Source organism: Roseixanthobacter psychrophilus, from assembly GCF_043195195.1.
GTDB lineage: Bacteria > Pseudomonadota > Alphaproteobacteria > Rhizobiales > Xanthobacteraceae > NCEH01.
Genome location: NZ_JBAFWT010000013.1, coordinates 1 through 11,899, shown reverse-complemented (window position 1 = coordinate 11,899; position 11,899 = coordinate 1). Strand labels below are relative to the sequence as shown.

Annotated in this window: 11 protein-coding genes; 10 read left to right on the top strand and 1 reads right to left on the bottom strand. The window is 66.5% G+C overall.

From position 1 onward, the window contains the following. Positions 1-19 precede the first annotated feature (19 nt). Positions 20-826, top strand: coding sequence for a non-homologous end joining protein Ku (gene ku / locus V5F77_RS13475; protein ID WP_429005871.1), 807 nt, complete (start codon positions 20-22; stop codon positions 824-826). 229 nt (positions 827-1,055) lie between these two features. On the opposite strand, the gene ku (V5F77_RS13470) is transcribed toward ku (V5F77_RS13475), so the two are convergent. Then, the gene (ku, locus tag V5F77_RS13470) at positions 1,056-1,979 is read right to left on the bottom strand and encodes a non-homologous end joining protein Ku (protein ID WP_429005870.1); all 924 of its coding nucleotides are present in this window, start codon (positions 1,977-1,979) and stop codon (positions 1,056-1,058) included. 208 nt (positions 1,980-2,187) lie between these two features. Between ku (V5F77_RS13470) and V5F77_RS13465 the strand changes: the two genes are divergently transcribed. The 9 genes from V5F77_RS13465 to V5F77_RS13425 all read left to right on the top strand — a co-directional run. After that, a complete protein-coding gene (locus V5F77_RS13465; protein ID WP_429005869.1) occupies positions 2,188-3,441 on the top strand; it encodes an MHYT domain-containing protein in 1,254 nt (417 codons plus the stop codon). 194 nt (positions 3,442-3,635) lie between these two features. Continuing rightward, positions 3,636-4,502, top strand: coding sequence for an FAD binding domain-containing protein (locus V5F77_RS13460; RefSeq protein ID WP_429005868.1), 867 nt, complete (start codon positions 3,636-3,638; stop codon positions 4,500-4,502). 26 nt (positions 4,503-4,528) lie between these two features. Continuing rightward, complete coding sequence (locus V5F77_RS13455) at positions 4,529-5,029, top strand: 2Fe-2S iron-sulfur cluster-binding protein (protein WP_429005867.1); 501 nt, start codon at positions 4,529-4,531, stop codon at positions 5,027-5,029. Beyond that, complete coding sequence (locus tag V5F77_RS13450) at positions 5,026-7,464, top strand: aerobic carbon-monoxide dehydrogenase large subunit (protein ID WP_429005866.1); 2,439 nt, start codon at positions 5,026-5,028, stop codon at positions 7,462-7,464. The genes V5F77_RS13455 and V5F77_RS13450 overlap by 4 nt, the downstream gene beginning before the upstream one ends. Positions 7,465-7,519: 55 nt before the next feature. Continuing rightward, positions 7,520-8,398 carry an AAA family ATPase gene (locus tag V5F77_RS13445; RefSeq protein ID WP_429005865.1) on the top strand — a complete coding sequence of 293 codons (879 nt, stop codon included), beginning with the start codon at positions 7,520-7,522 and terminating at the stop codon, positions 8,396-8,398. After that, the gene (locus V5F77_RS13440; protein ID WP_429005864.1) at positions 8,398-9,603 is read left to right on the top strand and encodes a vWA domain-containing protein; all 1,206 of its coding nucleotides are present in this window, start codon (positions 8,398-8,400) and stop codon (positions 9,601-9,603) included. Before V5F77_RS13445 ends, V5F77_RS13440 begins: the two co-directional genes overlap by 1 nt. 14 nt (positions 9,604-9,617) lie before the next feature. Continuing rightward, a complete protein-coding gene (locus V5F77_RS13435; protein ID WP_429005863.1) occupies positions 9,618-10,439 on the top strand; it encodes an XdhC family protein in 822 nt (273 codons plus the stop codon). A gap of 27 nt (positions 10,440-10,466) precedes the next feature. Further along, positions 10,467-11,117, top strand: a complete 651-nt coding sequence (locus V5F77_RS13430) for an SRPBCC family protein (RefSeq protein ID WP_429005862.1) — start codon at positions 10,467-10,469, stop codon at positions 11,115-11,117. A gap of 495 nt (positions 11,118-11,612) precedes the next feature. Beyond that, positions 11,613-11,899, top strand: a 287-nt coding sequence (locus V5F77_RS13425) for a hypothetical protein (protein WP_429005861.1), incomplete at its 3' end; no start/stop codon positions are given.

Genomic DNA, 11,899 nt, shown 5'->3' with positions numbered 1-11,899 from the left:
ATCGCACCGGAGCGAGACCATGGCCGCGCCGACCTTCTGGAAGGGCTTTTTGAAGCTGTCGCTGGTCACCTGTCCGGTGGCCATGATGCCAGCGACAACGCAATCGGAAAAGATCCGCTTCCACACGCTCAACCGCGAAACCGGCCATCGGGTCCGCGCGCAATATATCGACAACCAGACCCACGCCTCGGTGGACGACGACGACCAGGTGATGGGCTATGCCCGCGACGGAGACAGCTATGTCACCTTCGAGGACGAGGAACTGGACGCGGTGGCGCTGGAAAGCACCCGCACGATCGATATCGAGACCTTCGTGCCCGACGGGTCGATCGGCTGGATCTGGTACGACACCCCGCATTATCTCTTTCCCAACGATCCGGTGGGCGAGGAAGCTTTCGCCGTCATCCGCGATGCCATGGGCGCCACCAAGACCGCCGGCATCGCCCGCCTCGTGCTCTATCGGCGCGAGCGCGCGGTGCTGGTGAAGCCGGACGGCAAGGGCATGGTGGTGTGGACCCTGCGCTACGGCAATGAGGTGCGCGCCCCGGACGAGGTGTTCGCCGCCATCGACGCCGCAAAGCCCGAGGCGCCGCTGATGAAGCTCATCCAGTCGCTCATCGCCGAGCGCTCGCAGCCTTGGAGTGCGGATCTCGTGAAGGACCCCGTTCAAGCGGAGTTGAAGACCATTATCGCCGCCAAGAAGAAGGGGCGCACACCGGCCAAGGCAAAGCCGCCTGCGGAGGCGCCGAGCAATGTGGTCAACATCATGGATGCCCTGAAGCGCAGCCTGAAAGCCGAAGAAGCGAGCGGCAAACGCCGCAAGTGAAGTGCCGGCGCGCGCACGGCCCGAGGTACGATCGACATTCAGTGTCCGGCGCGATTGAAGCAGAGCATCGTCATGCACGGGCTTGACCCGCGCATCCACGCGGCTCCATTGGCGCCGGCTTTTCAGGGATGGCGCGTTCGGCCGGCGTGGATGGCCGGGACGAGCCCGGCCATGACGCGCAAAAGACGAGGGAAAAGGGATAAGGCGCGCCCGCGCAAAGTCCTTTGCTTCAGCCGGCCTTGCGCGCCGGTCGTGCCTTTGGCTTTGTCGATTCTGCCTTGGATGCCTTCGTCTTGGCCGAGGATTTGGCGACCTTGGCTGAACCTGCTGGCTTGGGCGACGCCTTCGCCTCGCCTTTGGCTCCCGCTTTGGCTCCGCCGCCGTGCCCGGCGCTCTCGCGCAGCGCGTCCAGCAGACTCACCACATTGGATTTTGCGGCGGGCTTCGGCCGGGCGATCTTGCGGCCTTCCAGCTTGGCGCGGACCAATTCCACCACCGCCCCCTCATAGCGATCCTCGAAGGCGGTGGGATCAAAACTGCCGGCCTTGGTGGAGATGATGTGCTTTGCGAGGTCCAGCATCTCGCCTTTCACTTTCAGGGCGGGCACGTCGGCGAAGGCCTCGGCGGCGGCGCGCACCTCATAGTCGAAATTCAGGGTGGTCGCGATCATGCCCTGCTCGAACGGGCGCAGCAGCACGGTGCGCATGCGGCGGAACAGGACCGTACGGGCGAGCGCCGCCACTTTCTTCGCCTCCATGCCCGCGCGGATCAGCGCGAACACCTTGGCGGCCACCTCGTCGGTGGGGGCAAGATAATAAGGGCGGTCGAAATAGACGAGGTCGATGTCCGAGCACGCAATGAACGCCTGTATATCAAGGGTCTTGTCGCTCTCGGGAACGGCTGCGGCAACTTCCTCCGGCTCAAGCATGATGTAGGCGCCGTTGCCGGTCTCATAGCCCTTCACCTGCTGCTCGCGCGGCACCTCTTCGCCGGTTTCCTCGTCCACGAACACGCGGCTCAGCCGGTTGCCGCTTGTGCGGCTCACCGTATGGAAGGAAACGCGCTCGGATTGAGACACGGCGGAATAAAGCCCGACCGCGCAGCTCAGCTCCGCGATCTTGAGGAAGCCCTTCCAATTGGCGCGAGGTGACACGGCAGCGCTCCGATGCACAGACAAAGCTCAACGTGCGCCCCGCCTTTCCGTTCCGCACCCGCAAGGTTTCGCGGGCCACCTCGCGAAGAGCTGCATTGACCGGGGCCTCGCACAATTTTACTCAAGGATGATAAGCGCGGCCCGCATCGAACGAGGCCGCAATTCGGGAGAGGGACGCGCCCGCGCGCGCCATGCCGGGAGAGGTGACGTGCTCGCCCATAATCCTTGGCTTGTGGCCCTATCGCTGTTGATCGCGGCGCAGGGCAGTTATGTGAGCCTGCTGCTGGCGGACCAGGTGGACCGCAGCGAAGGCGTGCGCCGGCGCCTGGCGCTTGCGGCGGCGGCGGTGACGCTTGCGGTCAGCATCTGGTCCATGCACTTCGTCGGCATGCTGGCGGCGCAATTTCCGGTCGGCGTGGATTTCCTGGTGTTGCCGACCCTGGTGTCCTTCCTCATCTGCGTGCTGATGGTGGGAGCCGGCGTGCTGATCGTGCACACCTCCCATCCCCGGCCGCTGCGCATCGCCGGCGGGGCGCTCGCCATGGGGGCGGGGGTGATCGCGATGCATTATGTCGGCATGTCCGCCATCGACATGCCGGGCCACATGCACCATGCGCCGCGCTATGTGCTGGCGGCGGGAGTGGTGGCGGTGGCGGCGAGCGCGCTGGCCCTGTGGCAAATCGAGCGCCCGTTCGTCAGCGCCTCGCGCATGGCCTCGGCGATCCTGCTCGGCCTCGCCATTTCCGGCATGCATTATACCGCCATGGCCGGCATGAGCGTAATGGCCGACCATGCAGCCCCCCTCTCCTCCGCTGTCACGCCGAGCCTGTCGCACGATCTCATGGCGATGATCGTAGCCATCGTGTCGTTCCTCATCTCCGGCGGCTTCCTGCTCTCGCTCATGCCCGAGCGGGCGCCCGCCGTTGAACCGGCTGCGGCCGGCCCCTCCCCTCGTCTCGCGTTCGGCGATCCGACAGGAGGGCGCCCGTTGGAGCCGAGCCCGGCCGTCCTTCCACCGCATGTTCAGGCCCCGGCCCTCACCGGGCCGGCCGATGTCGTTCAAGCGGACGGGTTGGCTTCTGAAGACGCCCCGCCGTCAAAGAACGGCACCCCGCATCGCTTCCCCCGCGAGATCGATGTGGAAAAGGACGGCCATCGCCGCGCGCTGCCGGTGGGGGAGATCGTGTTCGTGCGGGCCAATGCCCGCTACACCTATATCTCCGATGGCGCCCACGAATTCTTCTGCCAGCACACCATCGGCGAAGTGGACGCCCTGCTCGATCCCGCCGCCTTCATGCGCGTCCACCGCAGCTATATCGTCTCGCTCGCCCATATCGAGACGGTCCGCCGGGTGGGCGATGCGGGCGCCGCCGAGATCGACGCGGTTCTGCAACGCAGCATTCCTGTTGCGCGCGCGCGGTTCTCGACGCTGAAACAGCGGGTGAGTGCGGCCAAGGCCTGAACAGGTCAGCATCCCCGCCGCACTTCATGCCAAAATGTCAGCGTCGCTGCCGCAGTTCATGCGCCATCCGCCGCGCTTCATGACCGTGCGAAGCTATTGATTCCTTTACCCTTGTTGCTGCGGCGCGAGAGCGGCGAGCCTGTTTGGAACAAGACCAGTTCCGCTTAACCGGTCTGCTCCAAGGGGAAGACGCCATGATTCCCGGTTCCTTCGAATATCACCGGCCCAAAAGCCTGCCGGAGGCGGTGGCCCTGCTGGCGCGGCTTGGCGAGGATGCCCGCCCGCTGGCCGGCGGCCACAGCCTGATTCCCATGATGAAGCTGCGCATGGCGACGCCGGAGCATCTGGTGGACCTCGCCGGCATCGCCGACCTCAAGGGCATCCGCCGCGAGGGCGACCGCATCGTCATCGGCGCCATGACCACCCAGGCCGAGCTGATCGCCTCGGCGGACCTTTCCAGCGCCCTGCCGATCCTCAAGGAAACCGCGCTGCTGATCGCCGATCCACAGGTGCGCTATGTGGGCACGCTCGGCGGCAATGTCGCCAATGGCGATCCCGGCAACGACATGCCGGCGGTGATGATGGCGCTCGACGCCACCTATCAGCTGGCCGGGGAGAAGGGCCCGCGTGAGGTGGCCGCCCGCGACTTCTACCAGGGCGCCTATTTCACCGCCCTCGAGCCGGGCGAGATGCTTGCCGCCATCTCCATCCCGGTGCCGCCGCAAGGGCACGGCGCCGCCTATGAGAAGCTGAAGCGCAAGATCGGCGATTATGCCACCGCCGCCGCGGCCGTCGTGCTCACCAAGGCGGACGGGCGCATCGCGACTTGCGCCATCGCGCTCACAAACGTGGGCGACACCCCGCTGCTGGCGGAAGAAGCCGCGCACATCCTCACCGGCACCAGCGCGGATGCGGCGAGCATCGCGCGCGCCATCGCCGCCGCCGAAGCCATCACCGAGCCGGCGACCGACGGACGCGGCACGGCCGCCTACCGCACCAAGATGGCGGGAATCATGCTCCAGCGCGCCCTGGCGCGGGCGCTCGCCCGCGCCGCCGGCTGATCCCTTACTCCGCGAGGAACCCAAAAATGGCGAAGGTTCACGTCTCCATGACGGTGAACGGCGATGCGGTCGAAGGGCTCGTCGAGCCGCGCACGCTGCTCATTCATTTCATCCGCGAAAACCTGATGCTCACCGGCGCCCATATCGGCTGCGACACCTCTCATTGCGGCGCCTGCACGGTGGATCTCGACGGCAAGTCGGTGAAAAGCTGCACCGTGTTCGCGGTGCAGGCCGAGGGCGCCAGCATCACCACCATCGAGGGCATGGCCGCGCCCGACGGCACGCTGCACGCCTTGCAGGAAGGCTTCCGCATGATGCACGGCCTGCAATGCGGCTTCTGCACCCCCGGCATGATCCTGCGCGCCCATCGCCTGCTGCTGGAAAATCCGGACCCGAGCGAAGAGGAAATCCGCTTCGGCATCGCCGGCAACATGTGCCGCTGCACCGGCTACCAGAACATCGTCAAGGCGATCCAATACGCCGCCGCCAAGATCAATGGCGTGCCGTTCCAGGAGGCTGCGGAATGAACGACCAGACCCCCACCAAGGCGGAGCGGGAAGCGCGCCTCCAAGGCATGGGCTGCAAGCGCAAGCGGGTAGAGGACATCCGCTTCACGCAAGGCCGCGGCAATTATGTGGACGACATCAAATTGCCGGGCATGCTGTTCGGCGATTTCTATCGCTCGCCCTATCCGCACGCCCGCATCAAGAAACTCGACACCTCCCGCGCGAAAGCCCTGCCCGGCGTGCGCGCGGTGCTGACCGCCGCCGATCTCAAGCCGCTGAATCTGCATTACATGCCCACGCTGGCGGGCGACGTGCAGGCCGTGCTGGCGGACGAGAAGGTGCTGTTCCAGAACCAGGAAGTCGCCTTCGTCATCGCCGACGACCGCTATATCGCCGCCGACGCCATCGAGCTCATCGACTGCGAATATGAGGAACTGCCGGTCCTGGTGGACCCCTCCAAGGCCCTGCTGCCCGATGCGCCCATCCTGCGCGAGGACATCGTGGACAAAATGGTCGGCGCCCACGGGCCGCGCCGCCATGCGAACCACATCTTCAACTGGCAGGTGGGCGAGAAGGACGGCACGGACGAAGCCTTCGCCTCGGCCCCGGTGACGGTGAAGGAGACCTTCTATTATCACCGCACCCATCCTTCGCCCCTGGAGACCTGCCAGGCGCTCGCCTCCATGGACAAGATCAAGGGCGAATTGACGCTCTACGGCACCTTCCAGGCGCCGCACGTCATCCGCACCGTGGTGTCGCTCATCTCGGGCCTGCCGGAGCACAAGATCCACGTGATCGCGCCCGACATCGGCGGCGGCTTCGGCAATAAGGTCGGCGCCTATGCCGGCTATGTCTGCGCGGTGGTGGGCTCCATCGTGCTCGGCAAGCCGGTGAAATGGGTCGAGGACCGGATGGAGAATCTCTCCACCACCTCGTTCGCCCGCGACTATCACATGACCACTGAACTTGCCGCGAGCGAGGACGGCAAGATCCTCGCCATGCGCTGCTATGTGCTGGCCGACCATGGCGCGTTCGACGCCTGCGCCGACCCGTCCAAATGGCCGGCGGGCTTCATGAACATCTGCACCGGCTCCTACGACATCCCGGTGGCGCATCTGGAGGTGGACGGGGTCTATACCAACAAGGCGTCGGGCGGGGTGGCCTATCGCTGCTCGTTCCGGGTGACGGAAGCGGTCTATGCCATCGAGCGGGCGGTGGAAGTGCTGGCGCAGAAGCTCGGCATGGACAGCGCCGACCTGCGCGTGAAGAACTTCATCCGCCGCGATCAATTCCCGTATCACGCCGCGCTCGGCTGGGAATATGATTCCGGCGATTACCATTTCGCCATGGAAAAGGCGATGAACGCGGTGGATTATCGCGGCCTGCGCGCGGAACAGGCGGCGAAGCGCGAAGCGTTCAAGCGCGGCGAGACGCGCGAGATCATGGGCATCGGCGTTTCCTTCTTCACGGAGATTGTCGGCGCCGGGCCGTCCAAGAATTGCGACATCCTCGGCATCGGCATGTTCGACAGCTGCGAGATCCGCATCCACCCCACCGGCTCGGTGATCGCCCGCATGGGCACGAAGAGCCAGGGCCAGGGGCATGAGACCACTTATGCCCAGATCCTCGCCACAGAGCTGGGCATCCCCGCCGACGACATCATGATCGAGGAGGGCAATACCGACACCGCGCCCTACGGCCTCGGCACCTATGGCTCGCGCTCCACCCCCACGGCGGGGGCCGCCACCGCCATGGCGGCGCGCAAGATCCGGGCGAAGGCGCAGATGATCGCCGCGCACCTGCTGGAAGTGCACCACAACGATCTCGAATGGGACGTGGATGCTTTCCAGGTGAAGGGCCTGCCGGAGAAGCGCAAGAGCATGAAGGAGATCGCCTGGGCTTCCTACAACCAGCCGATCCCCAATCTGGAACCGGGCCTGGAGGCGGTGAATTATTACGACCCGCCGAACATGACCTATCCCTTCGGCGCCTATTTCTGCGTCATGGACATCGATGTCGACACCGGCGTCTTCAAGGTCCGCCGCTTCTACGCGCTGGACGATTGCGGCACGCGCATCAATCCCATGATCATCGAGGGGCAGGTGCACGGCGGGCTGACGGAGGCGTTCGCGGTCTCCATGGGCCAGGAGATCCGCTACGATTCCATGGGCAATGTGATGGGGGCGTCCTTCATGGACTTCTTCCTGCCCACGGCGGTGGAGACGCCCCATTGGGAGACCGACTTCACCGAGACCCCTTCGCCGCATCATCCCATCGGCGCGAAGGGCGTGGGCGAGAGCCCGCATGTGGGCGGCGTACCGTGCTTCTCCAATGCGGTGAACGACGCCTTCTCCTTCCTCGGCACCACCCATATCGACATGCCGCACGATGCCTGGCGCATGTGGGAGACCGCGGAAAAGCTCGGCCTGCACGCGCGCCCGGCGGCCGCCGCCTGATCCTCCAGGGAGGGCGCAGGGGCGCCCTCCCCTCTTTTTCGATGGCGAAGCAATCATGAGCGACCGGGACATCATCGCGCAGCGCCTCGCCGAGGCCGGCTATCTCGCCGACCGCGACCTTGCGACCGCGCTCTATCTGATGGACCTGCTGCACCGTCCGCTGCTGCTGGAAGGCGCGGCCGGGGTCGGCAAGACGGCGGTGGCGCAGGCGCTCGCAAAGGTGCACGGCGCGCCGCTGATCCGCCTGCAATGCTATGAGGGGCTGGACCAGAACGCCGCCCTCTACGAATGGAACTACCAGCGCCAGATCCTCGCGCTCAAGGCCCGCGAAGGCAGCGGCGAGAGCCCGCGCGCGGTGGAGGCGGAGATCTTCTCGCAAGACTATCTGCTGGAACGCCCGTTGCTCGCGGCGATCCGCAGCGTGACCCCCGCCGTGCTGCTGATCGACGAGGTGGACCGCGCGGACGAGGAGTTCGAAGCCTTCCTGCTGGAGATCCTCTCCGATTTCCAGGTCACCATTCCCGAGCTCGGCACCGTTACGGCGCGTTCCATTCCGCGCGTGGTGCTCACCTCCAACGGCACGCGCGAACTCTCCGACGCGCTGCGCCGCCGCTGCCTCTATCATTTCGTGGATTTTCCGGAGGTGGACCGCGAGGCCGCGATCCTGAAGGCCCGCGTGCCGGGCATCGACGCGGCGCTGGCGCTCCAGGTGGCGCGCTTCGTGCGCGACGTGCGGCGGGAAGATTTGCGCAAGGTGCCGGGCGTCGCCGAGAGCCTGGATTTCGCCGCCGCCCTCACCGGCATCGGGCTGAAGGACCTGCGGCACGACCCCGAGAGCGTCTACGACCTGCTCATCACCTTGCTGAAAACCCATGAGGACCGCTGCGCTTTGCCGCGCGAAGTGGTCTCCCGCCTGCTGGAACAGGTGGCCTGATGCACGCGCCCGCGCCCTCCCCCCGTCCCGAGCCGCCGCCGGCCGGCGCGATGGTGCGCGCGCGGCTCGCGGGCTTCGTGCGGGCGCTGCGCGACAACGGCTTCGCCACCGGCCTCGCCGAGAGCGCCGACGCGCTGCGGGTGCTGGCCCAACCCGGCCTTGCAGACAAGGCCCGCCTGCGCGCCGCCCTGCGCGCGGTGTTCGCTTCCCGCCGCTCGGACTGGGAGAAATTCGACGATCTATTCGAGGCCTATTGGTTCGAGAAGCATTTGCGCGCCAGCGTGCGCATGGCGGACCAGCGCCGCACGCCCACCGCCCTGCCGCCGCGCCCCGGCACGGAGGCGCCCGAGGCGGGCGGCAGCGGGCCGGTGAGCCGGGTGGACCGCGTGCCAGGCAGCGAGGCGGGAGCGGACGAAGGCGCCGAGCAGCGCCGCGCCGGGGCCTCCCGCGCCGAGCGGCTGGAGACCACCGACTTTCGCCATATCGCCGACCCGCAGGAGCTGGAGCGCGCCTATGCGCTGGCCCAGCGCCTCGCCAAGGCCATGCGCGCCCGCCTCACCCGCCGCGCCCGCGCCGCCCGCACCGGTGCCCGGCTGGACCTGCGGCGCACCCTCCACCGGTCGGTCGCGCGGGGCGGCCTGCCGGTGGAGCTGGTGCATCGCCGCCGCCGCGCAAAGCCCTTGAAGCTGGTGATCCTGCTGGATGCCTCCGGCTCCATGAGCCCCTATGTGGCGGTGTTCGTGCGCTTCATCCACGGCGCGCTGGACAGCTTCCGCCAGGCCGCCGCCTTCGTCTTCCACACCCGCCTGATCGACGTGACCGACGCGGTGAAGGAGAAGGACCCGCAGCGCGCCATGGACCGCCTCGGCCTGATGGCCCAAGGGGTGGGCGGCGGCACGCGGATCGGCGAGAGCCTCGCCACCTTCAACCGCTGGCATGCCGCGCGCACGCTCCATTCGCGCACCGCCGTGCTGATCGTCTCCGACGGCTACGACACCGGCGAACCCGAGCTTCTGGCGCGCGAGATGGCGGCCCTGCATCGCCGCTGCCGCCGCATCGTGTGGCTCAACCCCATGATCGGCTGGCGCGATTATGCCCCGGAGGCCGCCGGCATGAAGGCGGCGCTGCCGTTCGTGGACCTGTTCGCGCCGGCCCACAATCTGGAGAGCCTGGAAGCTCTCGAACCCTATCTCGCCCGGCTATGACGGGAGGAGGCGCCATGACCAGTCCCATCGACATGTTCGCGCTCATGGACGGCATGAAGCAGAAGGAGCAGCCGTTCGCCCTCGCCACCGTGGTGCGCACGGTCTCCGTCACCGCTGCCAAGGCGGGCGCGAAGGCGCTGATTTTGCCCGACGGCACGGTGCTCGCCGGCTGGATCGGCGGCGGCTGCGCGCGCGGAGCGACGCTGAAGGCGGCGCGCGAGGCCCTCGCCGACGGCCAGCCGCGCCTGGTCTCGATCCAGCCGGAAGACCTGCTGTCCGATCTCGGCGTGCACGCCGGGGAGACCCGCGAGGGGGTGCGCTACGTCTCCAACATGTGCCCGTCGAAGGGCACCATGGATATCTTCGTGGAACCCGTGCTGCCGCGCCCGGAACTGGTGGTGATGGGCGCTTCCCCCGTTGCGGTGGCGCTGGTTGCGCTGGCGCCGCAGTTCGGCTTCAGCGTCACCGCCGCCGCGCCGGCCGCGGACCATGCGAAATTCGCCGGCGCTGATCACATGACAGACGGCTTCGCTCCGCCGCCGGCCAGTGGGCCGCGCTTCGTCGTGGTCTCCACCCAGGGCGCGGGCGATCTCGCCGCCCTCACCGCCGCGCTCGGCCTGGAGGCGCGCCATGTGGCCTTCGTAGGCTCGCGGCGCAAGGCGCAGACGCTCAGCGAGAAATTACGCGACGCCGGCGTTCCGCAAGCCCGGCTCGATGTCCTGAAAGCCCCGGCGGGCCTCGATCTCGGCGCCATCACGCCGGAGGAGATCGCGCTCTCCATCCTCGCCGAACTGGTGCTCGTGCGCAGGCGCGACCAGCGCGGCGCCGCTGCTTAGAAAATCAGAAAAAGAGAGACCATCGCCATGGACATGAACGGCTCACAGCGCATCGAAGCCAGCCCGGCGGCCGTCTGGGCGGCGCTGAACGATCCGCAGGTGCTGAAGCAATGCATCCCCGGCTGCGAGAGCATCGAGAAGACCTCGGACACGCAGATGGAAGCCGTGGTGGTGCTGCGGGTGGGGCCGGTGAAGGCCTCGTTCAAGGGCGCCGTCACCTTGTCGGACATCGTTCCGGAACAGGGCTACACCATCACCGGCGAAGGGTCCGGCGGGCTTGCCGGCTATGCCAAGGGTTCGGCCAAGGTGCGCCTCGAGCCGGAGGGCGACGCGACCCTCCTGCATTATGAGGTGAAGGCGGACGTGGGCGGCAAGCTCGCTCAGCTCGGCGCGCGGCTGATCGATGCTACGTCCAAGAAGCTGGCGGGTGAATTCTTCACCAGCTTCGGCGCGGTGGTCGCCCCGCCGCCCGAGGCGCCAGCGGCCGAGGTGGAGGCGCAAGTTCCGGCCGAAGGCGCGGAGAAGACCGGCAAGGGCTGGCTCGGCGGCATTTTCGGCAAGGCCACGGCGGGGGCGCTGGTGGCGGGTGCCCTGCTCGTGCCGCCCTGCTGCCTCAGCGGCACCCACACCCATGGGGCCGGCCTCTCGGCCTTCCCGATCTGCTTCGGCGCACGGTGAGGGCGCGTATGCTGGAGGCTGCGGACGTGGGCGTGTCCCTGCCTGAAGAATTGATGGTTAAGCGCAACACGGCCGCAATCGTGGGTCGGATGCGCTACCCTTCCGCTGCCCATCAAGCCGGCCGACGGCCGACACGAGAAATCGAAGGCACGTTCGTACATTGAGCACGTCCCCGCCGACCAGAAATCCCCAGCCTGTTCGAGCGAACCATCGAGATTGCCCATGGCAATGACAATCGGCATGGCCAGCCCCATTTAGACAAGAGGCTCATATTCTAGAAGAATCAAACTTTTGCCCAAGACGTAGCAGCGCCACGCCACCCCCCACACACCTAATGCGCTCAACCCTGCGGGAGGCATCGCTTGCCCTCGTGCGGCCCCAGCAGCCTCTCCATCAGCAAGCGGCCGTGTTGATGGACCCTCCACCTTTCTTTGTGGGTGGGCCTCAAGGCTGTATATTGCCGAAGGTACACTCTCGATCGGCTGGGACGTCAAAATGAAATATGCCGTTATAGGACAAAGCAACACTTTAGTTCGCGGTAATTTTGTCGAACAATTACGCGATGACTACCCAGAACATGAGGCCGTAGCTCTCGGTCGCTTGGGAGCGAGCTATTCAATCATACTCCCATATTTCGCACACGATGGGCGTTTTTTCAACGGGGCCTCTTTTTGTATCATTGATGTCTGCGTTGTTGATGCAGGACAGTTTGCTGGAGGCAGTTACGATATTTCCCGCTCCCGTCTTTGTCTGGAATGGATTGGACACCAATGCCGAAAATA